Below are 23,007 nucleotides of genomic sequence, written 5' to 3' on the forward strand. Positions count from 1 at the left end.
AGGGCACGGCCAGTTGCCGAATGGTCACCGCTCGGAATGCGCCAGGGGCTGGACTACACAGAGCCATGCGCCACCTCCTTCCGGGCCATGCCCGCATACGACGCGGCCTGCTGGTGGACTGGGTATTCCAAGGCCATTGCCTGAGGCTTGACCAGTCCCGGGTGGACCAGATGCCAGTCGTCGAACAACGGGGCGATCTGCTCTTTCGTCCGCAGGTAGACAGGGCAGCCAGCGGCCGTCACGGCCTTGGCGACCTTGCGAGCGGGCTGGCCGGCGAAGTCGGCAGTGGAATGCGTGATGACGAGCGCACTACCCGAGGCGGCGACCTTCTTGTACTGGTCGACGAGCACTGAAAGGGGGCGAGCGGGCGTGTCGCCGATGTGGTGGAGCACGCTGCCGAACAGCAGGATCACGGGTTCTCGCCAGTTGATCGTCTCCATGATCTCTCGCGAGGCCAGGACGGACTCGGGCTCGCCGATGTCGGCACGCAGGTGTGCGACTGTGGCTGGCGCGCCGACCTTCAACAGTGCACTGGTGTGGGCGTGGACTGCGGCGTCGTGGTCGATGCACACCGCGCGGGCCTTCGGGTGCACACGGGTGATGACGTCCACCGGGTTAAGGGAGTAGGGCATGCCGCAGCCGAAATCGACCAGCTGCCTGATGCCAGCGATCGCCATGGCCTGCACCATCAAGAGCACGTATATGCGCTCGTGGCGGACGGCGCTCTCCAGGAACGGCAGCTTGTCGGCCGCTTGGTGGGCCACGTCACGGTCCCCGGAGTGGTGGTCCCGTCCGCCGAGCAGGTAGTTGTGGATCCGGGCGCTCGACGGCCCGGTCAGAGTGTTGGCTGGCGTCACATCGGGTGCACCGGGGCGGACGAAAAACATCGGGTGGTCAGGTCGCATGATGCTCCGCCCCGTCGGCGAGCGTGTGGACGTCGGGCAGGCGCCAGGACGGGCCGTCGGGCGCGCCCAGCCACAGAGTGTGTTCGCTTTCCGTGATCGTCACACCCAGTTGCTGAAGCGCTGGTTCCCCTGCCGCATGCCATTGAGCGATCGCGTCGAACAGGACGGCGCCGAGATCACGTGGCCCCCACTCGTAGATGCTGCCGGGGCCGCAGAGGAAGACCACTGCTCGCGACGCCTGATGGTCGTGAATACGGAGACGGTCGGCGACCTCCCCTTCCAACTGCTCGGTGCCACGCACCACCTGCATCCGCAGGTCTGGACTAAGGAGGCCAGCGAACAGTCGCGCCGCGGGCCGAAGAGGCGCCTGCGTCGAGCCGGGGGCCGCCGAGGGCCGCGGGGACTCCTGCGACTCGATGAGGGCTCCTTCGCCCGGGCGCTGCTCGCGCAGCCACAACGTCTGCGGAGCCGGTCCGGCAAGGAAACGCCCACAGGCTGACAGCCCGTCCCGCGCCACCCTCAAAGTGAGCAGCGTGCTGGACCCGCCGAGGCCGGTGCGGACCGGTAGACACAGTTGGCCACCGGGGCGAACCTGGGTGACCCATTCCCACGGAACACGGCTCACAGCGCGATGGGAAAGGAGCCCGTCGAACGATCCCGCAGGCCCCAGAGCCCTGGCCTCCAGGCCGCACACCACCTGCACCTGTGGATAGTGCTCCAGGCCCTGCCGTGCCACACCGGCGAGGCGCTCGGTGTCTGCGACTGTGACGACCCGACCACCCCGGAGGTGATGGTCCAGCAAGGCCGCCGTCCAACCGCAGTCCGCGCCGATCTCGGCGATGGCCATCCCAGGTGTTGGAGCGAGCGCGGCAAGTCGCGCGGCGGCGTCCTGCCCTGCTGGGATCACGCCCGTGACGATGCCGGGGCCGCCGTCCTGACCGTCATCAATATCGAAGACGACCATCTCGCCGCTATGGACGAACTTCCCCCATTCACCAGCGTTCTTACTCCGATCCACCCTGCGCCATCGACCACCACGATGAGTGCGGATCACGGCGGGCGCGAAGTCCTGACGACGGTCGCAGGTGAACGCGTCAGCCGCGTGTTGGTGGACGCCTCGACTGCGCGGCCGCAGACTGCTGGCCTCTACGGGGGTCTTCATGCCTGGCCTGCCAAGGCAGCGATGTCTCGGGACGCATCAGAGCCGGCCGCAGGACCGAGGAGGCCGAGCTGCCAGCCGCGCGTGACCGCGTGCGCGGCCGTGGAGGCGCCCAGTGCTCGCAGCATGCGCCGAGCGTCCTTGCGCACGTCAGCCAGCGGGCGGTGCTCGTCGGCCGCAATCTGCTCGACGGTCTTGCCGCTCGCGAGTCCTTCCAGGACCGACCGCTGTTCAACGGGCAGGTAGACCCTTTGGCTCACGGGCTCAGGGACGCCCAAGTGGTGCTGCTGGTAGGCGAGTTCGACCATGGCGGCGCGTTCCAGAGACCCGAGTTTCCCGCCGATCCGTTGGATGTACGTCTTGACGGTGCTCTCGGACACGCCCATGTCGCCTGCCGTCTCCGCGGTCGTCCTTCCCTGAGCGATGCCCAGCAGGGCCTCCCGCTCCTGAGGAGACAGCGGCTGCGCGATGGTCCCGTCCGGGGCCGGCATGGTCATACTCCTTCGGTGTTCTGATGTGGCACGGTCTTCGTCATCGAGAGAGGGCTCCGTGCTCCCCTGGTCTTTCGCTCCCGGCGTGGAGCTACGGCTCGGCGTAGAGCTGAAAGACGAGCTCTGCGACGACGAAGATGGTGGGCAGGCTGATGGCGGCTGCGAGGAAGAGAGCGCCCCAGTGGGTGCGGGCGGTGAGCAGGCAACGTCGGATACGCCCCGGAGCTGGCTCGTCCACCGGGCGCGTTCCCGGTACTGGTGTAGAAGCAGGAGCACGGCGAGTCCGCTCAGGATGAGAAGTCCGATGAGACCCGGCCATGTCACTCCCCGCTCCCCTGGCTGCACTGCTCCGCGTACCGAAGCAGTGCCTCCGTGTGGACCGCGAGACGGAATGCGTGCTCCCTTGCCGCGTCGAGGTCCCCTCTCGAGGGAGCGTCGCGTGCCTCCTGCGAACGCTCGATTGCCTCACGGCGCGAGGCCCATGCCTGGCTCCCGAGGGCGAGCGTTTCCAGGTGAATCGACACGTACGGAACGAGCGTCGTGACGTAGCCGCTGAGGGCTCGCGTGACCACCGCGAGGGTGCGGGGGTGTGGGTAGATCCCCGCCTGCTTCCATGACTTCGCCGTGCGGATGCCCTCACGAATGCGCGTCGAGTCGAACCCAGCGTGCACCGTCCTGGCTCGAATCTCGGCAGCCCCGTGAGAGCCATCGGTGTCAGGAAGGACGGCGAGCAGCTCCCGCGCGGCCTCGGCCATGCTCCGGTGCAATGACGCTGCACGCACGGCGTCTCCGGGAATTTCCTCACCGAGCAGGGCACGGACGCGTGCAACCAGGTCATCCTCGTCAAGGGATACGGTGTCCTCGTCGACTGGAGGCGCTACGCCGAGTAGCGTCATCAGATTCCCTCGCATGAGGAGCAGCTGGTTGTGGCGCTCGTCCGGGTCCTCGCTAACGGACGCGATGCCGGCAAGGACTCGTTCGATCACGTCGCGGATAAGGGCCGCTTGCGACGCAACGTGCGGTGGTTCAGAAGTGAGGATCGACAGAACGGCACTTAGGCCGCTGGAGAGTTGACGAGAAGGCCCCTCTGGCCAGGACACGTCGCTTGCCTGCTCACCCCATGTCTTGGTCACCGGGGTCCTGGCGTGAGGCATCGGGGTAACTCCATCGTCTGGATCCGAGGTTGGCGAGGGGCGGAGCTCTGCTTCGGCGGCTCCCGCAGAGGAGCCGCCGAAGCAGTTCGAGCCGCCACTCGCCGACAAGGGCGGTTCGTACAGGTGAGGCACGGGGCGGCGTGCTACATGGGCATCGTCCAAGGGGCGCGTGGACACCGGTACCGCTCCGCAGGACCCGGTCGGGACGTCCTGGGACGTCCCGCCGACCGGATAACCATCAGGGCCGAACGACCCAACGGCGGTGCGCCGTTGAGGCTGAGATGTTCCGTCGCGCCTTCCAGAAGCCCCTGAAATCTCGGGAGGGGCCGGGGAGGCAGGTAATGGACTCACCACGTCGGTGGAGCATCGACGGCTTAGTTCGGCGGCGGCTTCACGCGTGACCGCAATCATCACGACCTCCTCGCAGGGACGCGGAAGACGCACCACGTCGTCTTGCCGTCTTCGCTGACGCCCCACTTCCGTGCGAGGACGGCGACGAGGAACAGGCCACGGCCGGAGACATCTTCGTCGTCCGCGAAGGTGAGCTTGGCCGGCGCAGGGTTGCCGTCGGTGACTTCGACCCGTATCTCTTCGCAGGCGTAGAGGACCGTCAACCCCATGTCTCCGCAGCCGTGCTCGATGGCATTGGCGACAAGCTCGGAGACGGCGAGCACGATGTTCTCCGCGGTCGGCTCGCATACTTTCCACAGCCGTAGGTGGGCCGCAGTGATCCGACGCATGCGTCCGACTCGGGCCCTGTCCGGAGTGAAGGCCACGGCGAAACCGAGGGCGGTTTGGTGCACGAGTTCTGCTGCCACCACGGCTGTGGCGGGGCTCATCGGGGGCCGGTCCCACTGTGCCACTGCGGGCCGACGCCACCGAGCAGTACGGCGTTGAAGACGGTGTATCTGCCAGTTGAGGAGTTCATGCTGGGGGTGCTCCCGCTCGTCGAGTGGCCGGCCTACAAGAGCGAACCGCCTAATCACGGTGACTGGAATGGGGTCAAGGACTTGGGTGTGGTCAAGGTGGTCAAAGATCGTCTGCGGTGGCGACGCAGGCGGGCGGCATGGTGCCCGCCCGCCAGGTACGTCTGGCGCTGCATCAGCAACGGCACTTGGCATGGATCCAGTGCACTGCGAACGGCAGGGGAACAGACAGGTGAAAGTGCTGGCTACCGATGGTCGTGACCCCGGTGATTTTTACCCTCGGGGTGTCGCCCCGGCTGACCGCACGGATACCTTGCGGTCGTGGGAGAGAATCGTGAGCTTGCTGCCGCTATGGCGGAACTCGACATGAGCCAGGCCGAGTTAGCGCGTCGCGTGAACGCGGAGACTCAGCAGCTCACAGGCAAGCAAGGCAGCCTCACTGACCGAGACATCCGGCGCTATTTACGCGGCGAGACCGCATGGCCGCAGCACAAACAGCGCATCGGATTGGAACGGGTATTGGTGCGTCCGGCCACTGAGCTTGGATTCATTCCCCGATCGCGCAGGGCGCGACAGGCACAAGCGGAGGACCCAGTGCACCGCCGTACCTTCCTTGTCGCAGCGACCGGAACCGCCGTCGCTGCTGGCACCCCGGTACCACGCCTACGGCTGGGGCAGGCCGACGCTGACCGCTTCCACCGCGAGTACAACGAGCTACTCCGCGATGACTCGCGGCTCGGTGGCGTGCGGAAGATCGAGAACAGGGCCGTCGAACTTGCGACACGAATCCAGTCCTCGCTCGCAGGCGGTGGTGCCTCCGACCGAATTCGCCGTCAGATGTACCGGCTTGCGTCCGACGTCACGTGTTCTGCGGCCTTCGCCGCCATCGATGCGAGCGCGCCGCAGCGTGCACGCGCCCACCTCGACAAGGCCCTCACCCTCGCCGGTCTCTCCCGCGACAGCGAGACCATGTATCGGGTGTGGGATCACCAGATGCTCACCTCCAGCCAGCGGGAGAATCACGCCGAGGCGGCGGCCGGCGCGGAGGTGATGAAGCGCTCGTCGGTCGCCCGGCGTAACCCGTTGTACGCGTCGCTGGGGCACATGCGGCACGCAAACGCCCTGGCCAGGTTGCATCAGCCCACGGAGTCATTGAGGGCCTTGAAGTCCGCGGAGGAGGCGTTCCGTAGGGCCCGGGGCGAGCAGCTATCGGAGTGGATCGCGTTCTACAGTCAGGCCGAGTTCGATGCCCTGTCGTCGTACGTGTGGACGGCGCTTGGGGAGCACGAACGGGCCGAGTTCTGCCTTCACCGCACCCTCACCGCCATCCCGGATGGCATGGTCCGCAACAAGGGCCTTTACACGGCGCACCTGTCGCTGTCTCAGGCGAAACAGGGGGAGCTCGAGCTTGCCTGCTCGACCGGGAGGCGGGCGTACGGGATGTTGCTGCCGTCGTCCGGTTCGCAGCGCACGACGAACACGCTCGCCAGAACACGGCAAATCATCGAGGCCACGGGCACCAGGGCGCCCGAGGTCGTGAGTTGGATCGAGGAGTCCCGTCGATGGACCTGAAGCGCTACACCCACGCTGACGCGCGAGACGTCCGCTCGCTGCTCCTCGACATCCACGACGAGGTGTACGCGAACGATCCCGACCCGTTCCACTCCCGCGAACGTTTCTCGTACTTCGTGGACCTGTGGTCGGCGCGGGAGGACTGGCTGTGCGTCTCGGGGTGGGAGAACGGCGGCCCTGTCGGGTATGCGTACGGCTCGAAGTTCAAACCGGGCGGCTGGTGGAAGGGCTCCGACCGACCCAAGGACGTGCGCGGCCGGATCTTCGCCCTTTCCGAGTTGATGGTGGTGCCCCAGTGGCAAGGTACCGGCCGCGCACAGCAGATTCATGACGCGCTGATTCAATCGGTCGATGTCGACTTCGTGACGCTCCTTGTCGACTCCGCGCATCCCAAAGTGCAGGCATTGTACGAGAAGTGGGGCTATGAACAGCAGGACGAGGCCAAACCCTCTGACGACTCCCCGCTGTACGCCGTCATGGTCAAGCGTCTGGGCTGTTGAGACATCAAGGGCGCAGGCCCGGGCTCCTTTCCTGCCGACCCCGGGCCCGGCCGCCTTGAATGACCAGATGTTGCCCCGCAGGGTGACCTTCTGCCACCTGTCGAATAAAGGGACTAGTTGAGAATAGCGTTGGAACTGTGGATGGCCTTGGGCTCCCAGCGAGCGCAGGTCGGTCAACGTGGTCAAAGATCGGGTTCACTGGTGAGGGCGCAAGGATGGCGCGCGAGCGGAACGAGAAGCTAGCCGCACTGCTGGAGGAAGCTCGCTGGTCACGGGCCCAGGCCGCCGCGGCGTACAACCGAGTCGCCGAGGAGACACTGAACGGCGAGGTCCGGGAGAACTCCAAGATCGGGCGCTCCCACGTGAGCATGTGGGTGGGAGGCACCCAGCCGACAGGAATCGCACCCGCTATCTTGTGCCAGGCGCTGTCCCGTCGCTTGAAGCGTGAGATCACGCCACAAGAGATCGGGTTCGCAGCTTCCACCTCACCGGCGCAGGGGGCGCTGGATTGGCGCGTCGATCCGTTGATCACGCTGAACGACCTAGGGAGTGGCGTGGACCCGGAACGGCGCCGCCTGCTGGCAGGCGGGGTGTACTCTGCGGCGGCCCTGATCCTGCCGGACGAGACGTGGTGGGACGCCATGTCGCGGCCACCAGTCGAAGAGCCGTCGACGGGCAAGCGCGTCGGCCTGGGAGACGTCGAGACAGTACGGGAGCTGACCCTAGCGTTCTCGCGCATGGATCAGCGGCGGGGCGGCGGGCACGGCCGGCGCGCGGTCGACGAGTACCTGCGGCATGAGGCCCACAACTTCCTCCGGGGCAGGTTCGCTGACGATGAGACCCGGCGCGCCATGTTCGCGGCCTCCGCCGAACTGGCGTATCTATCGGGTTGGATGGCCTTCGACAACAGCGAGCATGCGATCGCGCTCCAGCGCTTCAATACCGCGGTGAAGCTGGCAGCGCGCTCCGGCGACGCACCTCTGATCGGACACATACTGCGGGCCATGGCGCACCAGGCACTCGACCTAGGGTTCCGGCGCGAAGCCCTTCAGATCGCGCAGGCTTCGGTGCACGGCGAGCGGTATGCAGCCGCCACCCCCCGGGAACGCGCTCTCCTGGGTGTAGTGCACGCGCGGACTCTCGCCGCCAACTGCCACAACCAAGAGGCAGCCCGGGCCCTGCTGCGAGCGGAGGACGATCTGTCGAACGCCCACGACGGCATCAGGGAGCCGGACCGCACGTTCTTCTTCGGCGAGGCGTCGTTGGCGCACGAGACCGCATGCACACTCCGGGATCTCGGTGATCACCAGCGGGCGATCAAGGAGTTCCGGCGTTCCGTGCGCACGCGTGGGACTGCGTTCCGACGGACGCACGCGGTTACCCTCGGGTACATGGGCGCGACGCAGATCGCACAGGGGGGCGTCGAAGAAGCCTGCGCGACATGGGCCAGCGTCCTGGACGCGATGGAGGACGGGATCTACTCCGGCCGTGCGCGGCAGAGGGTCGTCGAGATGCGACAACTTCTGTCGCCCTACCGGAAGCGCGGCATCCCTGCAGTGGGCGTACTCGATGCCCGCGCGGCGGCGTATCTGGCGCAAGTAGATTGATCGCAAGTGTTGTTGAGACGGAGTCGAAAGGCTGGGCCATGACTTTGGAGATCAAGCCGATCGGGGAAGTTGTCGCGGGCCGTAGGGAGGTCGCGGATGACTATTGGGGTGGCGTCGAGTCGGTAATTCAGCTCGATGAGGATGAGTTTCCACTCGACTCTGTGCAGGGCCTGGAGGAATTCTCTCATCTGGTGGTCGTGTGGCACTTCGACCAAGCGTCCCCGAGCGACGTCGAGTACCACGCTCGCAGCCCGCGCGGAAACCCGCAGTGGCCAGCAACAGGCACCTTCGCGCACCGCAACCACCGGCGCCCCAACCAGCTCGCGCAGTCCTTCCCTCGCCTGTTGGGAGTCGACGGCCTCCGTCTGCGAGTGACCGACCTGGACGCCGTGGTCGGTACAAAAATTTACGACCTCTCTCCATTCTTCATCGAGATGGGGCCGCGCGGCCCGGTTCACGAGCCCGCGTGGCCTGGCGAGATGCTGGAGAACTACTGGGCAGAGAAGGGCTGAAACGAGGGGCGCAGTTCGGCTGGGATCGGGTTGTCGTGAGTACGTTTCCCAGCGGTGATCATTTCCAGATTCCGTTGAGGACGAGGGCGGCGCGGGCGATGTCGCCGCTCCGGCTGAGGCCGAGGGCCACGTGCTGCGGCGTGCGCCAGCCGGGCCCATCCCGTCCGGCCTGCTCATGCATGGGGTGTTTCACACCGCTTCGCCGTAGGTCATTGCGCCGAGAAAAACGTCAGTGACCAGCGAACACCGTGCGCGTCCGCCGGGGCCTGGACGGGCAGAGCGCCCGTGCGTTGTCCGAGTCACGATCTACGGCCCGAAGGTCGAGATGGGACACCCGGCGCTGACGAACCGCACATCATGGTGTCGGTGCGCGGTGCCGGCGGCCTGCCCCTGGAGCCGCTCCGCGCCATGAGCGCGCCGTACGAGCGCGACCTGCTGGAGGTGAAGCACGTCGGTCTCTTCGGTGCCCTGCACGCCCGTGTGTCAGCAGGGCGTGCGGGGTTCGGCGACGCGCTATTCGTCGGCCGCGAAGGTCTCGTGAGCGAGGGCGGCACCTGGAACGTCGCCTTCATCGACGGCAACGGGACCGTGGTGTGGCCGCAGGCACCCGTGCTGCCCGGCGTGACGATGGCCCCCTGCGGAAGAACGGCAACGGCGTCGAGCACCGCACCGCCCCTATCAGCATCGACCAGGCCAAGCGTATGGCGGCGGTCTTCGCGACGAACACCAGCATCGGGGTACGCGCCCTGTCGGCGATCGACGACAAGGAACTGCCGGCTCAGCACCCTGTGCTGAGCGCGCTCCGCGAGACGTACCTGTCCATCCCCGGCGAGACCCTGTAGCTGTACCGCCGAGCGGCTGGCCATGCGGTGCGCGGCTTCCCGGACGGGACGCCGATCCCGGGCGAACCACGCGCGGCCGGTCCACCGTGCCACCCCCGTTGTCAGGTGGAGGAGACCGCATACCCGCGCCGACGGATCACGAGTACCTTGCAGGCATGACCTTGGTCCAGCCTTCCAGCCGCCTCGTTCGCCTCTCCGATGCGCCTGGCGAGCTCTTCGTTTACGGCAGGCTCCAGTTCGCTGCCGTCCTCGAAGCTCTGTTGGGGCGAGTACCGGCCCACATTCTTGCTTCCGCACCGGGGTGGCGTGCTGCCGCGCTCGAAGGCCGGGTCTATCCCGGACTCGTTGCCGCGCCCGGAACCGCCGCGGCCGGCCTCTTGCTCACCGACCTGAGCGACCAGGAATGGACGTTGCTCGACTCGTTCGAGGACAACCGATACGACTTGCGGGAGGTGACTCTCTCGACCGGCGATCACGGGTTGGCGTACACCTGGCCGGACGGGGAGGTCCGGCCAGAGGACTGGGACCGAGCCGAATTCGAGAGTCTGCATCTTCAGGCTTACGCCGCTCGGTGCGCCCGGATCGGCCCGAGGCTGGCCGCAGGCGAGCCCAAGGGCGAGTAGGCAGTCCAGCGCCAGGCTGGTCAGACATGGTAACTCTCACCAGCACAAGCGGCTCACGACTACCTTGCTGATATGACGATCTCGGCTGTACCCGCCCGTGCCGTATTAGGAGAAGCCTGCGCTCTCGCAGGCTTCGACCCCGCAGGCGCCGAGCCCGTCCGCCTCGCCGAGAACGAGATCTGGCGCCTCGCCAGCAATGTAATCGTCCGTATCGCCCGCGCCGGCCAGTGGAAGGCCGCCTTGCGCGAGGTCCTCGTGGTCCGGTGGCTCGCCGACAACGGAGTGTCGGCCGTGCGAGCGTTGCCGTTCGAGCAGCCCATCGAGGCCGGAGGCCAGCCCGTGACCTTTTGGGCCGAGCTCCCGCCGCACGAGATCGCCAACGTCATGGACGTCGTGACGCTGCTGAAGCAACTTCACCCATTGCCCGTCCCGGACCTGCCGCTCGACCGGCTGGACCCGTTCGTCCGGGTGCCCGAGCGGATCGAGGCGGCCACGTCGCTGTCGGAGGACGATCGCGCCTGGTTGCGGGATCGGCATGCGGAACTTCGCGAGCAGTGGGAGCGCCGGCCCCAGGGCCTGCCCGAGTGTGTCGTACACGGTGATGCGTGGGTCGTTCACTAGGCAAGTGGGTTGTCGGATTCGAAGGTGTCGCGTTGGCTGATGGCTCTCTAGCCCGCTGCAACTCTCACCGGTCCTGGGCCAGCTTGTAGAGCTCGGCGAGCAGGCCGCCAAGGTCCATGAGCTCCTGCCAGGTGCCTTCTTCCCGGACGCGGCCGCCGTTGAGAAGGATGATCCGGTCGGCGATACGGGCATTCTCTGGGGGTTCCCCAGCTGTGGTGTGACGTCGTACGGAGGTCTCTCGTTGGAGAGGTTGCGACGGTTCTCAGGGGGTGTGGCTCTGCGGTGGATCGTTGCGATCGACTCGTCGAGTGGGGTACCAGTGCGTGCATTCCCTGTACAGCTGCCGTCAGGCACCCGGTACTGGACTGTGGTGGACGACGAGTTGGGGCTGGTCGAGGACGCCGACCGCGCCCTCGGACGACGAGATCACTCGAGTGCGCCGTCTGGTCAAACGTGTCCGTGAAGAACTCGACGACCTCACCGACGAGGACCGGGCACAGATCCAGCAGGCCATCACCGTCGTCCGCAGAACGCGGGCGGGCGTCGTCTCGCTCGGCATGCCGAAGGTGAGGCAACCCCTGCCCGACCTCCGCCCCGAGAGGACCGCATGACCCCCAGCATTGATCGACGGCAAGCAAGCCGACTCCGCACGACGCCGGGATCGCGTGATCAAGGCCCTAGACGCGGCCCTGCGGACCGGAGGCGACATCACCGTCTCCGGCCTCGCCCGCGCCGCCCGGGTCGACCGCAGTTTCCTGTACCGTCACCGTGACCTGCTCGAACGTGTTCACGTCGCTGCCCACACGCCTGTCGAGGAAGGACGACTGGCTGCCGTCAGCCGGGCCTCCTTGCAGGCCGATCTCGCCAACGCGCTGGAGCGGAACACCCGTCTCGCCACGCGAGTGCGCCAGTTGGAGACTCGGCTTTCCGAGCAGCTTGGCGAGCAGGCATGGAGCGAGTCCGGGCTCGGGGTCGCACCTAACATCGACCAACTCCAGCGCCGCATCGCCTCGTTGGAACAGGAACTCGCACAGAAGCGCGGAGAGCTTGAGGAAAGGACGGAAGAACTTGAGGCAGCCCGGGCCGCCAACCGGGAACTGACCCGTGTCCTGAACCAGCCTCACTGTGCGAAATCCCGCTAGTTCTCCTGGCCTCCGTTGAATCCCAACCGGTAGCCAGGGGGTTCGCGGACGGTATTCGCCTTGCAGAGTCGGTGATGACGGTGCTCACCGTCCTTCGGGCGGCCTGGGGCCGTTCCACGGTGTTGCGGGCTTGGTCAGCGACGTCCTGAGGAACGATGACCCCGTCCTTCCCCTCCCGGAGACCGGTACACCCTGCCACCCCGCCCGTGAAACCTTTGGAAGCACCTTATGCAAGCCGCTTGACCCAAATGGCAGACCTTTCTAGAACACACCCTGCCTCTGCTGCAGAATCTAAGTGACTCGGCGGGAGGTAGGGCGGCATGGAAGACGAGAATCTCAGACTGGTCTACGAGTCTGAGCGCCATGATGAGCAGAACACAGCTGCTCTAATCATTGCGGTGACTACGGGAACTCTTGCCTACTTCGCTGCGGCGGTCGCATACCTTGCCGATCAGCAAAGGCAGACAAAATTGCAGCCAGAGCTATTGATGGCTGCACCTTTCCCGTTGCTCATTCTGACCGGGTACGTCACTTTCCAGTACGCGGCATCGCGGGTCAGGCAAAGCTACCTGATGCACCTAGAGGCCCATCTGTCCAATCAGCCGTGGAACCGGAAGGTAAATTTCCCGGGCTTCACCACGCTACATCAAGGGCTATTTGCCGGATGGAAGTCAAGTTTGTGGCCATTCGCTGTTCTAACGGTCCTGACTTTCGTCTCTCACGTCATCATCGTTGTAGGCTTCACTGCCTACACTTGCTACATCGCCTACAGGGAAAATGCGAATGCGGTCGTTTTCTGGCTTCTCGCCTCCTTTTACATTCTCATGATTGCCGTTAATATTGCGGCAGCGGTGATGATGATGAGATTTGCTAATGACCCCGATAGCCCCTATCTGAAGAAGCTCCGCATGATGGCTTGCGAGACGGCCAGGTCGGAGGAGAGGAGGTGGGACACTAGTCGTTCATAGATTCCGTCCCGTCAGAATGGGAGGGGCTTTGAGCGTTTGGCTGCTTAGAAAATTGCGGCCTAACGTCGTCCTGGCACTTGTGGTTGTTGCCAGTGCAGGTATGGTTGGGCTGCTTCGGGTTGTACGGGAGGGGCGATTTTACGATTACTCACGGGCGAGTCTTCCCGGGGATATCTTCATTGGCTGTGAGCTGGCTATAGTCTCCGCCGAGCTTCGCGGGGGTAATCCCTCTGGGTTGCTGTATCGGTCTCGAATTTGGCATACCGCAACTTTTGCCACTTGCCTTCTCTCGGCGCTGGTGCTTCAGATTCATTCGATGAATCAATCAGGTAGGTTGCAGACTGCGGCAAACACCTATCACAACCTCGCCGTCGTATCCATCTTGGGGTATTTTGTAATTTCAACCATTCCGGTTGTTTTCGGGTCTCCAAGGCGCACTAAGGCTGCCGCTGGCGCCTTGTTGCTCACTTGGCTAGGCTTGCTCATTTTGGATATGATCCAAGGTAATCTGCAGAGGAATTCACCGCTTATCTCCTGAGTGTGTAGCCGACCTCAACTCACTCCACCGGACGACGTCCACACGCGGAAGTCGCGCTGCTCCGATGCGAGACCCTCGAGGTCCTGTCAGATGGGGGTAGGTCGGCGGTCTGGGCGTTGAAGTAGATCGCCACTCCTCCCGGGCGGCCATTAGCTCACCCGATCCAGCGATAGCACCACACCTGTTGCGATGGATAGGCTCCAGCACACCGGCGCTGAGCTGCATCAGCCTGAGCATCCCGCCACTGCTACAGCCCGAACCCCCAGAGAATTGGTGTTTTCCAGGTTGTGCGTCACGAAGACCGCGGTCTTCCCGGCGGCGAGGTCCTTGAAGCGGCTGATCACCAGGTGCTCGGCGCGCGGGTCCATCGTTATCTAGAGTTGTCAAGTGAACTTGCTGGTAGATGGCCGATGGCTCTGTCTGTCACATGAGGCACGGTTGCTTCTGTCCACGAGTTACCGACAGCGGTTGCTCACAGTCTCGGGAGGCGGCTGGATCGAGCCGGGTGTTCACGGGAACGGACAACACCCTGCCGGCCGCGGTGCTCCCAGGCAGGGTGGGCCTTCCTCGATAGCTGCGGGCCTTTGCCGTTGGCGAAGTCGCTGGTCGGGGGGTGCGGGAATCCGCGCAGATCGCGCGCTAGCGGCTCCCGAGATACGGTGATGAGGGCAGCACATCACCATGGGCAGAGTCTCTTGTGATGACGATGAGGTGATCAACGTGGCCGGAAACGAAAGCGTTACTAACGTCTCTGCCTTTGCCACACGCGCTCGCAGCGCTGCTCGACGAGCAGCCGCGGCTGCTGCGCATGAGCAATCCCATGACGGCGAGGCATCTCAGGCTGCTCGGCGCGCCGCCGAGGCCGCTGCTGAGGCCGAAGCTGCTGCGGCCGATGCCAATGCTCGCGCGCAAGCAGGCGAACATATGGGAGGCGGGCCATGGGCCCACGTCGCGGAGGAGGCGGCTAGGGCTGCAACGGAAGCCGAGGAAGCCACAAAGATTGTCTCGGTGGAAAAGGGTGAATCTTCCCCGTATGTCGAAGCTGCTAAGGCCGCCTGGATGGCCGCCTCCGATGCGCGGATGGCTGCTGCGCAAATGCCGAACGAGAAGTTGGCCACCAAGGTTGAAGAGCGTGAGGCGCGGGCTGTCGAGGCTTCCCTTACTGCCTACGGTGAGCGGTGATTCCTATCCGTAGGTCGACACTGAACGACTTGGAGGAGCGGCGAGCGACGGCCGCACTCGGCCCGCGAGGAAGGCTCGGCACTGTCGAAGCTCGTGAACAGAGCCACACAGTCTCTCGTGTCCGCGTTCGCGGCATGTGAATGAGGATGGTGGCCGCCCCGTCCGGTGGGGCGGCCACCATCACTCACTCGCTGTCGGGGGTGTTCTCTGCGCGGATCATTCTGCGGAGGCTGGTGCGGGCGGCGGCCAGGTCTTCCCTCGGCGACCGGCCCAACTCCGCCCGCAGTTACGCGACCGCCGCAGCGAGCCGGCCGGGGACGACGTACGCCAGGATCATCGCCCTGGACCTCGTCGCCCAGGCCGAGCAGCAGGCCAAACAGGGCGGCATCGAGCAGGCGTGCACCACCTGGAGCCGAGCCATCGACACCATGGCCGGGGTACGGTCGACTCGCACCCTCAAGGCCGTCCGCTCGCTCCGCTCCGACCTGCGCCCGTACCGGGCCCGCGGCGTACAGTGCGTGGCCGAGCTCGACGAGCGCGCCCGCCTCTTCCTGGCCTCCCACCCGAACTGAGGGCTGCACTGTAGCGGCTGTAGCGTCAGCCGGACTGGTCTCCGGGGCGGGCGGATAGATCCGTGACGGGCCCGCCCCGGTCTGCCTCCTCCGGCGCCGCACTCTTCTCCCAGGCGGGTCAAGAACTGGGAGACTGGCCCCCACCGCGACCGCGGCGCGAAATCACCGCCGCCACGATCGCGGCCGTTCCGGTCACCACCGCAGCCCCCAGCATCGCGGCCCCTGTGATCACTGCCCCGATCACCACTGCGTCCACGTACACGTCAACTACCTCCCTCCTCGACCCCAGCGGTCGAGTGGGACGACAGTGCAGGCTCGGCCCATGTGGTGTCCGAGAGGTCGGGTAAGGCGGGCAGGCCCGTTCTAGGCTGCTGGTCACAGGCCCGCCCGCAGGCGCCCGATGCGGGCGCTGGAGAGGTCGGGGAGCACGGGGAGGCATCATCACCGCAGCGGACGCCCACAGGTTGCGCAGCGAGCTGCACGCCCTCAAGAAGCGGGCCGACGAGGCCAGGCGAGCGGCCAGGCTGCCCTTCTCACAGAGCGAGGTAAGGAAGGCCCTGAAGGCGGAGCCCTACTCGTTCACGGACTCCCGAGCGCAGCGCATCTCGAAGCGCATCAGCGACTGGGTGCCGGAAGACCCGACGGCCAAGGCTCGCGTCCCTCGCGACGCCGACTCGGTGTGGGCGCTCGTGCACCTCTGGAGCCACTGGGCTGGCGAGAAGGAGCCGAACCAGCAGTACTGGAGCGACCTCATCGAGAGGGCTCAGCCAGCGGGCCCGCGTGCGGGGCGGGCACAGGCCGTAGAGCCGACCCAGGGCGACTGTCGCGGGGGCAACTCCACCGATGTGGACGATCCTCGGCTCCGGCAGGCGATCCGTAGAGTCTTCCGCCTGCTGCACTCCCTCACGCAGCAGGGAGCACCGCAGGTGTACGTCGGCATCATCGGGGACTGGCTGGGCGAGGACGCGGACCTGCGGGGCCAGGTGATCGGCTACCTGTCGGCGCGGCAGCTCATCGCCAGATCGGCCAAACCGATCTGTCTCACCTTCGTGCCGGGCATGCCGAACTTCGAACTCACCGAAAAAGGAAGAACGCTGGGCGGGGACCCCATGTAGTGGTGGGCGCCAGCCGCTGTACCGCTACCACTCGCCCCCGTTTGTCGCAGGGCGGTCATGGAGAGGCGGTCCACGTCCATGGCCGTGGGCCGCGTCGGCCGCGCAGACAGTCGACGCGCAGTAGGGCCTCGGAAGTGAATTGAGGCTGCTCCGTGGCGAGTTGGGCGAGGTAGCACATCATCCGCAGTTCTCGGATGTCACGTAGAAGCGGGTAGCCGGGCCACTCGGTGACGTCGACGCCGTAGGTCTGGGTGAACGCCTGATAGTCGGCCTGGCTGATCATGTTGAACGACGTGTACTTGATGGCGGTGGAGACCAGGTCCCACTCGGGACGGCCTACAGAGAACCGCTCTAGGTCGAGGAGCCGCACCACGCCGTCGTCGGACACCGCGAGATTCCCGCTCCACAGGTCGCCATGAACGGCTGTCTCGCTCAGCCCGGTCGGTAGCCCGTCCGCCCACCGGCTTTCGAGGGCCGCAAGGTGTCCGAGCACCCACTCCCGGTCGTCGGGCATGAGGACTGTTGCTGTGGTGAGCCGTTCCCTGAGCCGTACGAAGGGCGCCAGGCGGCCAAAGTTCCGGTCGGCGGGAACCGGGAGGCCATGGAGCTGGCGCAGGATGGTGGCGGTCTCGACAGGGGTGCCTGGGCGGTGCGGTGGCAGCTCCTTCCAGAAGGTCACCGGCCGGCTCTCGACCAGCAACGGCTGCTCCACCGGGAGGGCTTCGACCGCTGCCACTCCGTTCTCGGCGAGCCAACGAGCTACGCGGATCTCCCGTGCTGCGACCTCGTGTTGGCCGACTCGGGCAATGCGTACGACGACGGCCCCCGGCAGCCGATAGATCGCGTTCTCGCCCTGCCGGATCCCTTCGGCATCCGTCGCGTCGATGCCGAGCTGGCCGCAGGCTGTCTTGAGGATCTTGGCCATGGTGTCCACGGGCCGAGCTTGGCACACCGATCGCACGCAGTGGCCCGCGGGCGAGAACGACGAGCCACGCCGTTGACCATCCGGACCGATCTCCTGCTCCTGGCGCTCGTCCTCCTCGGCCGTCGAGACACTGGGAACGGGGTTGACCAGCGCATAGGCCCCCGATGCCCAGGAGTAGAAGGTGTTCAGGGCGGCACGGTCGGTGTCGAAGCTCCCCGGCATGATGCGCTCAGGGTTGCGGACATCCGTCAGACGCCAGTCCTTGAACGCCTCCACGTCCTGCGGCGTGGCCTCGGTCCAATCGCGACCGACCGCGTCGAGGAAGTTGAGCCACACCACCAGCGTCATCGCGTAGCGCCGCCACGTCCTGGGCTTCCGCCCCGTCATGGGACGTACACGGAAGAACAGGTTCAGGCGAGGGTCAGGCAGCATCCCGTGCGGAGGGATGATGATCGGCGTACCGTGCCGAGCTTTGTTGCGCGCGGCTCGCTCATGGAGGTCTCCGAAGGAAGCGAGGTACTCGTCCGGCGGGCTCGGTGCAGGCTTGAGGAAGTCATAGAACTCGACTCTCCACCCGTCCTCGTTCTCGTCGCCCAAGTCCCCTCCACCGCCATCGAATCCGACAACTTCAGAGAGCCTAGTGAAGGGTGGGCAACGTCGTACGTACGATGGACGGGCCGGTACTGCTGGACTTCGAGCGTGCCTCCGTCGGGCCGCCAGAATGGGATCTGGTGTCCATCGCGGTCAAGGTGTCCACGACCGCCACCGTCACCGCAGCGGAGTATGCCGAGTTCTGTTCTGCGTACGGCATAGACGTCACGCAGTGGGAGGGGTACCACCTACTCGCTGGAGCCCGTGAGTTGCGCATGACTACTTACGCGGCCCAGCACGCCGCAACGCGCCCCGTGTGGCAAGCCGAGGCACAGTACCGCGTCGACTGCCTGCGCGGCCGTGCCGAGCCGCGTCCCTGGAGCTGGAAAGGGATCATGTGATGTATTACATGCATCCGGTCGGGCGTTCTAGCCCACGCCTTGTTGTGCGTGAGCTCGCCCTTGAGGACGTGGATGCGGTGCTGGCCATCTACGGCAGCCCCGAAGCTACGGAGCACCTGTCGTTCGAACCGCGTAGCCGTGAAGAGGTGGCCCAGATGGTGGCCAGGTCGATTGCCTCGGCGAGAGCGACTCCGCGCATCGAATACGCGCTCGCCGTCATCGAACGGGACACGAACGAGCTGATCGGGTTCGGCCGTCTCGCTGCCGATCCGCATCAGCAGCGCGGAGCCACCATGGGCTTCGCATTGCGTCCAGATGCCTGGGGCGTCGGATACGGCGTGGAGATGGTGCGGTTGCTGCTCAGCGTCGGGTTCGACGATTTGGGTCTTCACCGCATCTGGGGAGCGCGATCTCCTCTTAACGACGCATCGGCCAAGACGATGGCGGCTGTCGGCATGGTTGAGGAAGGAGTGATCCGAGAGCACGTCCTGAAAGCTGGCAGATGGCGGGACTCCGTCGTGCACGCGATCCTCGATCGAGAGTGGCAGTCCACCACGCCGGTGTAGGACTCCTTCATGCGCTGGCTGGGTCGCACCAACTCGCCCTTCGCTGACGGTCATCGGGATTCTGCTGCACGGTGCGCTACGCGGCGGCTCGTTTCGGCCCCGACGGCCGGTGACGGGCCCGCGTGGCTCTGCCAGCACTTCCTGGCCCCTCTTGGCAAGCTGACGCGCGGGGATAGTCAGGACCGTTGAAGCTACCCGCGGCTGTTCACCTCATGTACTGGTGCCGGTGGTGAGAGCCAGGGCGTGCGCGCGGACTCCCGGGTCGGTGGCCAGAGCCGCATCGGCGAGGAGGTGGATGCGCCAGTACAGGTCCAGGCGCTGCTGATCGGCTGGGGCGTGCCCATGGCTGAGCACGGGAAGAGATGAGAGCAGACGCAGACGTACGGCGAGGCGGGCGAGGTCGGACACCGGGTCGCCGAAAGCGGCGAGTTCCCAGTCCAGCAGGAGCCGTGGACCCTCTGGGACGCGGACCAGGTGCCCGGGCTGGAGGTCGTGGTGGAGCAGCCGGGGCTCGATCTCGAGATTCACTTGGTCGAGGTCTCGGCGGAGGGCTGCTGCGGCAGTAGCGAGATCGGGTGCGGCGGCTGTGTAGAGGTTCATGCGGTCGTGGAGGTAGTCGCGCCAGGTGTGGTGGCGGGTGGCTCCGGCGAGGCGCCCGAAGTGGGTTCCGGGGATGGCGTGGACTGTGGCGAGGGGGCCGGCGAATTCATCCAGGAACTGGTCGGCGGGGACAGGCTCGGCCTGGACGGCGCTCTGGGCGGTCCAGGCCGGCTGCCTATCGACGTCGGCGTGCAGCAGGCGAGGGCTGGGGGCCCGGTGGTAGGTGAGGAGGGCGAGGGCGGCGGCCTCGTTGGCGGCGCGGGCCGGGTCGCTGTAGTGCTTGAGGATGTATGGCTCGCGCCCGCCGATGTACCAGACGCGGTTGGCCTGGCCGGTGGTGATTTCGGTGGCACCGTCGGGGACGCGGCCGTCGATCCTCATAGTCAGGCGATGTCGCCGAGGTAGCGGGTGGGGGGCTCGCTGTGGGCGAGGTCGGCGATCGGTCCCCGCAGGCCCTGGGGCAGGAGGTTGAGGCCGGTCACCTTCTCCAGTTCCACCCATTCCAGCCCGGTCTGCACGTCGTCTTCTGCGTGGCCGCCGAGCTGGCCCGGGTCGCCTTCGGGCCGGCACAGGAAGATCGCTTCAACCCGGTGGTCCTCCGGGGCGCCGCCGTGATGGGCGCCGATGTACTCGCGCAGCCACAGTAGGCGATCGGGCGTGACGTCCAGGCCGGTCTCTTCGTGGACCTCGCGGCGGACCGTGGTGTCGAGGGCCTCGCCGGGGTGCTGGCCTCCGCCGGGAAGGAAGTAGCAGTCCTGTCCATCCCAGTGGGCGCGCTGGAGGAGGACGTGGCCGTCATGGAGGACGACGGCCTTGGCGGCGTTGCGGACGGTCGCGGTAACGGTTTCAGCCACGGGGGCTCCCATTCTTGCTCGGGGGTTGAGGTGTTCAGCGTTCAGTCTTACCGAAGCCGAGGCGGTGTCCGGTGGCCTTGGCCCAGATCAGCCGCCAGGGCCCGGCCAGCCGGATGAAGGGCTGGAAGGGGCTGGTCGCGACGAGCGCGATCGGACGCGCTGGGGCAGCGAACGGGGTTGGCTCGGTGGTGGCGGGCGGGATAACGCGGTGGTGCAGAGCCGGTGCCAGGGCGAGCAGCCGGGCGGTGGTGATGGGGCCGTGAAGGAGGACGCCGGCTGCGGCGAGTCCGGCCCAGAGGGGGCCTGCCCACCAGGCGCTGGCCACGGCGGCGGTTAGCAGCGGTGCGCCGAGGAGCCAGGCGGCTTCGTCCGTCCACTCCCGCAGTATCAGGGCGGCCCTGGCCGACCGGGGCAGGGTGCTGGGCAGGTGGGCGACCTCTCGGGCGTGGCGGTCGGGACGGGCGGAGGCGGTGAAGGCGAGCGCATGGAGGTTGGTCAGGCCGGCGGTGTCGGTGTAGGGCTCGTCGAGGACCAGGGCGGTGGATGGTGCGAAGTGGGCGCCGAGGAGGGAGAGGCGGTGCCCGGTGCCGAGGTCTTCCATCGGTTCGGGGAAACCGTCCAGATGGCGCAGGGCCGGGAGGTGGACGGCCATGCCGCACCCGACGGCGTACACCATCGGCCGCAGCCACATCCGGACCGGTTCCGGGATCCGGGAGCGGGTGAGCCACTGGTGGAGGCGTACGCGGGCGAGTTCGACGCCGAGGGAGCGCCGCAGCTGGTAGACCCACTCCTCGGTCAGCAGGAGGCCGGCGATGCCGCGGGGGAAGGGGCGGCGGGTGAGCAGAGGGAGCCGCTGTTGCTGGATCAGTGCCGGCATTCGGTCGGTGAGTGTCCGGTGGGTTGCGGCGGCGTCGGCGAAGGCGGTCAGGGTGGCTGCGTCGGGGACGGCGTCGGCGTCGTAGACGAGGATGAACGTGTCGTGGGCGTGGGCGTCCTCGCGCCAGCCGAGTGGCCCGAGCACGTCGGGGAGGCGGTCGAGGGCGAAGTTGAGCTGTCCGGGCTTTCGGCCGCCGACGTCGGGCTGGTGCAGGTGCACCAGCGGCAGCCCGCTCGTGGGGCCGGTGGTCAGCGCGGTCACGATGTCGGCGGTGCTCGGCTCGGCGTCGAACTGCTTAGCCAGCACTGCCAGGCGTTCGTCGGGCGGGGTGGTGTTGACGGTGGCGGCAACGGCGGGGCAACGGGCGGCGGGGAAGAGTCCCCGCAGATGGGATGGCGTCAGTGTGGGCAGCGCGGCGAGCTCCGCCAGGCGGGCGCGGTGTTGGGCGCGGGCGGTGTGCTCGCGTTCGGTGGTGATGACCGCGACGGCGGCCCGGCCGGTGGGGTAGTCGAGCCCGGTGAACGCGGCGATCGACTGGGCGGCGACGGCTTGTTCGCGGAGCATTGGTAGCAGCACCACCAGCCACGGCGCTTCCTTATCCTCGTCGGCGGGGCGGCGGTGGGCGGGGGCGGACAGCAGCCACTGTGCACTCACCTCGACAGCGATGGCGGCCCAGCTCGCGCGGGCCAGCAGCCCGGTCACGAGAGCGGGCACCACAACGTCCAACCACACGTCGACGGCGCTCATCCTTCCCCCAGCAACTGGTAGACGGTGCGCACTTGGTCGGCGACCAGCGGCCAGGCGAAGCACTCGGCCCGCTCCCGGGCGGCCATGCGTCGTGCGGTGTGGTCGGCGGTGCCCAGCTCGGCAAGGAGCTTGTCGGCGGCTTCGGCTGCGGCCGGGACGTTGCTGGGTGGGACGAGGACGGCTGCCGGGCCGTTTCCGGTGTAATGCCGGATACCGCCGATGTCCGTAACGACGGCTGGGGTACCGCAGGCGAGTGCTTCCAGCAGAGCGTTGTTGGCGCTCGCCCCGGTCAGGGGCAGCAGTAAGAACGCAGCCCGCCGGTACAGGCCGATCAGTTCCTGTTCGCTGATCCCTTCGAGGATGCGGGCGGCCGGGTGCCAGGGGCGGGAGGCGGCCTGCCGGGTGACGACGGTCAGCTCGATCTCCTCGCCGTGGCGGCGGTGCAGGAGGTGGTGGACGGCGTCGAGGGTGTCGAAGTCGCGCAGCCACCAGCCGACGGTCAGCACCAGTGGACGGCCGGGCTCCGGTGACGCGGCGGCGGGGGTGAAGGCTGTGGTGTCGATGCCGTGCGGCACCAGGTGCACGCGCTCGTCCGGGAGCAGGTTGCAGAAGAACGCCTGCTGATGGGAGTCGAGGACGATGATCTGATCGGCCCGCGAAGCTAGGCGCTGCCATACCCGCATCGGCAGCAGCCGTGCGAGTTGGTCGGGCGGCTGGTGGTAGGTGACGGCCGTCGGGCCGGTGCGGTGCCGGGAGAACCAGAACTGCTCGTCCCCGTACAAGACGTGCGCGGGCTGGCGGGAGGCGAGGACGCGCAGGTCTGTGGCGAAGTGCTTGGCCGGGTAGAACGGTAGAGGGCACTGTGGGCCGAGCACGCGGTGGGCGGCCGTGAAGGCCAGCCGCGCGCCCCGGTGTCGAGGCGGGGTGATGCGGCGAACTTCGGGCAGGTGGTCCAGCAGGCGGTCGTAGCCGCCGTTGGTGGTGTGCCAGGGCACGCGGACGACGGAGGCGATCACG

The 23,007-nt window shown here is 66.7% G+C and carries 27 protein-coding genes and 1 pseudogene; 16 read left to right on the plus strand and 12 right to left on the minus strand.

Annotated elements, in window-relative coordinates; translation table 11 throughout:
- Positions 1–53: 53 nt before the first annotated feature.
- The 6 genes from IE262_RS34705 to IE262_RS34730 form a co-directional block, all read right to left on the minus strand.
- Positions 54–905, minus strand: coding sequence for an SAM-dependent methyltransferase (locus IE262_RS34705; protein WP_189879366.1), 852 nt, complete (start codon positions 903–905; stop codon positions 54–56).
- The gene (locus tag IE262_RS34710) at positions 895–1,869 is read right to left on the minus strand and encodes a methyltransferase (RefSeq protein ID WP_229877802.1); all 975 of its coding nucleotides are present in this window, start codon (positions 1,867–1,869) and stop codon (positions 895–897) included. Before IE262_RS34710 ends, IE262_RS34705 begins: the two co-directional genes overlap by 11 nt.
- Before the next feature lie 194 nt (positions 1,870–2,063).
- Positions 2,064–2,555, minus strand: coding sequence for a helix-turn-helix domain-containing protein (locus IE262_RS34715; RefSeq protein ID WP_189879370.1), 492 nt, complete (start codon positions 2,553–2,555; stop codon positions 2,064–2,066).
- Positions 2,556–2,646: 91 nt separating this feature from the next.
- Positions 2,647–2,793, minus strand: coding sequence for a hypothetical protein (locus IE262_RS34720; RefSeq protein ID WP_189879372.1), 147 nt, complete (start codon positions 2,791–2,793; stop codon positions 2,647–2,649).
- Positions 2,794–2,875: 82 nt separating this feature from the next.
- Positions 2,876–3,541 (minus strand): DUF6415 family natural product biosynthesis protein, encoded by a 666-nt coding sequence (locus IE262_RS34725; RefSeq protein ID WP_189879374.1) that lies wholly within the window; start codon positions 3,539–3,541, stop codon positions 2,876–2,878.
- Between the two features lie 578 nt (positions 3,542–4,119).
- Positions 4,120–4,548 (minus strand): ATP-binding protein, encoded by a 429-nt coding sequence (locus IE262_RS34730; protein WP_189879376.1) that lies wholly within the window; start codon positions 4,546–4,548, stop codon positions 4,120–4,122.
- A gap of 408 nt (positions 4,549–4,956) precedes the next feature.
- On the opposite strand from IE262_RS34730, the gene IE262_RS34735 reads away from it, so the two are divergent.
- The 4 genes from IE262_RS34735 to IE262_RS34750 all read left to right on the plus strand — a co-directional run bounded on the left by IE262_RS34735 (position 4,957) and on the right by IE262_RS34750 (position 8,826).
- The gene (locus IE262_RS34735) at positions 4,957–6,207 is read left to right on the plus strand and encodes an NsdA family TPR-like regulatory protein (RefSeq protein WP_229877804.1); all 1,251 of its coding nucleotides are present in this window, start codon (positions 4,957–4,959) and stop codon (positions 6,205–6,207) included.
- Positions 6,198–6,707, plus strand: a complete 510-nt coding sequence (locus IE262_RS34740) for a GNAT family N-acetyltransferase (protein ID WP_189879377.1) — start codon at positions 6,198–6,200, stop codon at positions 6,705–6,707. The genes IE262_RS34735 and IE262_RS34740 overlap by 10 nt, the downstream gene beginning before the upstream one ends.
- A 215-nt stretch (positions 6,708–6,922) precedes the next feature.
- Complete coding sequence (locus IE262_RS34745; RefSeq protein ID WP_189879379.1) at positions 6,923–8,314, plus strand: NsdA family TPR-like regulatory protein; 1,392 nt, start codon at positions 6,923–6,925, stop codon at positions 8,312–8,314.
- Between the two features lie 38 nt (positions 8,315–8,352).
- Positions 8,353–8,826, plus strand: coding sequence for a TrmO family methyltransferase domain-containing protein (locus tag IE262_RS34750; protein ID WP_189879381.1), 474 nt, complete (start codon positions 8,353–8,355; stop codon positions 8,824–8,826).
- Between the two features lie 58 nt (positions 8,827–8,884).
- On the opposite strand, the gene IE262_RS40285 is transcribed toward IE262_RS34750, so the two are convergent.
- Complete coding sequence (locus IE262_RS40285; protein ID WP_268249597.1) at positions 8,885–9,007, minus strand: hypothetical protein; 123 nt, start codon at positions 9,005–9,007, stop codon at positions 8,885–8,887.
- 227 nt (positions 9,008–9,234) lie between these two features.
- On the opposite strand from IE262_RS40285, the pseudogene IE262_RS39945 reads away from it, so the two are divergent.
- The 10 genes and pseudogenes from IE262_RS39945 to IE262_RS34795 form a co-directional block, all read left to right on the plus strand.
- Positions 9,235–9,399: pseudogene (locus IE262_RS39945) on the plus strand (aminotransferase class IV); the annotation flags it as partial.
- A 20-nt stretch (positions 9,400–9,419) separates the two neighbouring features.
- Entirely contained in the window at positions 9,420–9,668 is a 249-nt protein-coding gene (locus IE262_RS39950) for an aminotransferase class IV (RefSeq protein ID WP_229877814.1), read from the plus strand.
- A 155-nt stretch (positions 9,669–9,823) separates the two neighbouring features.
- Entirely contained in the window at positions 9,824–10,291 is a 468-nt protein-coding gene (locus IE262_RS34760) for a gamma-glutamylcyclotransferase family protein (RefSeq protein ID WP_189879383.1), read from the plus strand.
- A 72-nt stretch (positions 10,292–10,363) separates the two neighbouring features.
- Positions 10,364–10,912, plus strand: a complete 549-nt coding sequence (locus IE262_RS34765; protein WP_189879385.1) for a phosphotransferase — start codon at positions 10,364–10,366, stop codon at positions 10,910–10,912.
- A 323-nt stretch (positions 10,913–11,235) separates the two neighbouring features.
- Positions 11,236–11,523: a hypothetical protein gene (locus IE262_RS39955; RefSeq protein ID WP_229877805.1), complete on the plus strand. Its 288-nt coding sequence runs from the start codon at positions 11,236–11,238 to the stop codon at positions 11,521–11,523.
- A 9-nt stretch (positions 11,524–11,532) separates the two neighbouring features.
- Positions 11,533–12,054, plus strand: a complete 522-nt coding sequence (locus IE262_RS34775; RefSeq protein ID WP_189879387.1) for a DUF6262 family protein — start codon at positions 11,533–11,535, stop codon at positions 12,052–12,054.
- Positions 12,055–12,374: 320 nt separating this feature from the next.
- Positions 12,375–13,022: a hypothetical protein gene (locus IE262_RS34780; RefSeq protein ID WP_189879389.1), complete on the plus strand. Its 648-nt coding sequence runs from the start codon at positions 12,375–12,377 to the stop codon at positions 13,020–13,022.
- 1,219 nt (positions 13,023–14,241) lie between these two features.
- Complete coding sequence (locus IE262_RS34785; RefSeq protein WP_189879391.1) at positions 14,242–14,742, plus strand: hypothetical protein; 501 nt, start codon at positions 14,242–14,244, stop codon at positions 14,740–14,742.
- A gap of 146 nt (positions 14,743–14,888) precedes the next feature.
- The gene (locus tag IE262_RS34790) at positions 14,889–15,314 is read left to right on the plus strand and encodes an NsdA family TPR-like regulatory protein (protein ID WP_189879393.1); all 426 of its coding nucleotides are present in this window, start codon (positions 14,889–14,891) and stop codon (positions 15,312–15,314) included.
- Positions 15,315–15,778: 464 nt separating this feature from the next.
- The gene (locus IE262_RS34795; RefSeq protein WP_189879395.1) at positions 15,779–16,429 is read left to right on the plus strand and encodes a hypothetical protein; all 651 of its coding nucleotides are present in this window, start codon (positions 15,779–15,781) and stop codon (positions 16,427–16,429) included.
- A 55-nt stretch (positions 16,430–16,484) separates the two neighbouring features.
- Here IE262_RS34795 and IE262_RS34800 read toward each other — a convergent pair whose 3' ends face one another.
- The gene (locus IE262_RS34800) at positions 16,485–17,741 is read right to left on the minus strand and encodes a phosphotransferase (protein WP_229877806.1); all 1,257 of its coding nucleotides are present in this window, start codon (positions 17,739–17,741) and stop codon (positions 16,485–16,487) included.
- Between the two features lie 260 nt (positions 17,742–18,001).
- Between IE262_RS34800 and IE262_RS34810 the strand changes: the two genes are divergently transcribed.
- On the plus strand, positions 18,002–18,346 hold the full coding sequence (locus IE262_RS34810; protein WP_268249598.1) for a phosphotransferase family protein: 345 nt from the start codon (positions 18,002–18,004) through the stop codon (positions 18,344–18,346).
- An 8-nt stretch (positions 18,347–18,354) separates the two neighbouring features.
- Positions 18,355–18,912 carry a GNAT family N-acetyltransferase gene (locus IE262_RS34815; RefSeq protein WP_189879433.1) on the plus strand — a complete coding sequence of 186 codons (558 nt, stop codon included), beginning with the start codon at positions 18,355–18,357 and terminating at the stop codon, positions 18,910–18,912.
- Between the two features lie 210 nt (positions 18,913–19,122).
- On the opposite strand, the gene IE262_RS34820 is transcribed toward IE262_RS34815, so the two are convergent.
- Genes IE262_RS34820 through IE262_RS34835 form a run of 4 tightly spaced genes read right to left on the minus strand, consistent with a single transcriptional unit; the run spans position 19,123 to position 23,006 of the window.
- A complete protein-coding gene (locus IE262_RS34820) occupies positions 19,123–19,893 on the minus strand; it encodes a phosphotransferase family protein (protein ID WP_189879396.1) in 771 nt (256 codons plus the stop codon).
- Between the two features lie 2 nt (positions 19,894–19,895).
- Positions 19,896–20,366, minus strand: coding sequence for an NUDIX domain-containing protein (locus IE262_RS34825; RefSeq protein WP_189879398.1), 471 nt, complete (start codon positions 20,364–20,366; stop codon positions 19,896–19,898).
- A 34-nt stretch (positions 20,367–20,400) separates the two neighbouring features.
- A complete protein-coding gene (locus IE262_RS40290) occupies positions 20,401–21,990 on the minus strand; it encodes an amino acid adenylation domain-containing protein (RefSeq protein WP_189879400.1) in 1,590 nt (529 codons plus the stop codon).
- Positions 21,987–23,006 carry a glycosyltransferase family 4 protein gene (locus IE262_RS34835; protein WP_189879402.1) on the minus strand — a complete coding sequence of 340 codons (1,020 nt, stop codon included), beginning with the start codon at positions 23,004–23,006 and terminating at the stop codon, positions 21,987–21,989. Before IE262_RS34835 ends, IE262_RS40290 begins: the two co-directional genes overlap by 4 nt.
- Between the last annotated feature and the right edge of the window lies 1 nt (position 23,007).

Source organism: Streptomyces bluensis (assembly GCF_014650715.1).
Classification (GTDB): domain Bacteria; phylum Actinomycetota; class Actinomycetes; order Streptomycetales; family Streptomycetaceae; genus Streptomyces; species Streptomyces bluensis.

What these genes read in the sequence shown, in the direction of transcription:
- IE262_RS34705 (WP_189879366.1), bottom strand. Translation starts at nt 905, where the DNA reads ATGCGACCTGACCACCCGATGTTTTTCGTCCGCCCCGGTGCACCCGAT.
- IE262_RS34710 (WP_229877802.1), bottom strand. Translation starts at nt 1,869, where the DNA reads ATGGTCGTCTTCGATATTGATGACGGTCAGGACGGCGGCCCCGGCATC.
- IE262_RS34715 (WP_189879370.1), bottom strand. Translation starts at nt 2,555, where the DNA reads ATGCCGGCCCCGGACGGGACCATCGCGCAGCCGCTGTCTCCTCAGGAG.
- IE262_RS34730 (WP_189879376.1), bottom strand. Translation starts at nt 4,548, where the DNA reads ATGAGCCCCGCCACAGCCGTGGTGGCAGCAGAACTCGTGCACCAAACC.
- IE262_RS34740 (WP_189879377.1), top strand. Translation starts at nt 6,198, where the DNA reads ATGGACCTGAAGCGCTACACCCACGCTGACGCGCGAGACGTCCGCTCG.
- IE262_RS34745 (WP_189879379.1), top strand. Translation starts at nt 6,923, where the DNA reads ATGGCGCGCGAGCGGAACGAGAAGCTAGCCGCACTGCTGGAGGAAGCT.
- IE262_RS34750 (WP_189879381.1), top strand. Translation starts at nt 8,353, where the DNA reads ATGACTTTGGAGATCAAGCCGATCGGGGAAGTTGTCGCGGGCCGTAGG.
- IE262_RS40285 (WP_268249597.1), bottom strand. Translation starts at nt 9,007, where the DNA reads ATGCATGAGCAGGCCGGACGGGATGGGCCCGGCTGGCGCACGCCGCAG.
- IE262_RS34760 (WP_189879383.1), top strand. Translation starts at nt 9,824, where the DNA reads ATGACCTTGGTCCAGCCTTCCAGCCGCCTCGTTCGCCTCTCCGATGCG.
- IE262_RS34765 (WP_189879385.1), top strand. Translation starts at nt 10,364, where the DNA reads ATGACGATCTCGGCTGTACCCGCCCGTGCCGTATTAGGAGAAGCCTGC.
- IE262_RS34780 (WP_189879389.1), top strand. Translation starts at nt 12,375, where the DNA reads ATGGAAGACGAGAATCTCAGACTGGTCTACGAGTCTGAGCGCCATGAT.
- IE262_RS34785 (WP_189879391.1), top strand. Translation starts at nt 14,242, where the DNA reads ATGGGCAGAGTCTCTTGTGATGACGATGAGGTGATCAACGTGGCCGGA.
- IE262_RS34790 (WP_189879393.1), top strand. Translation starts at nt 14,889, where the DNA reads ATGGTGGCCGCCCCGTCCGGTGGGGCGGCCACCATCACTCACTCGCTG.
- IE262_RS34800 (WP_229877806.1), bottom strand. Translation starts at nt 17,741, where the DNA reads ATGACGGGGCGGAAGCCCAGGACGTGGCGGCGCTACGCGATGACGCTG.
- IE262_RS34815 (WP_189879433.1), top strand. Translation starts at nt 18,355, where the DNA reads ATGCATCCGGTCGGGCGTTCTAGCCCACGCCTTGTTGTGCGTGAGCTC.
- IE262_RS34820 (WP_189879396.1), bottom strand. Translation starts at nt 19,893, where the DNA reads ATGAGGATCGACGGCCGCGTCCCCGACGGTGCCACCGAAATCACCACC.
- IE262_RS40290 (WP_189879400.1), bottom strand. Translation starts at nt 21,990, where the DNA reads ATGAGCGCCGTCGACGTGTGGTTGGACGTTGTGGTGCCCGCTCTCGTG.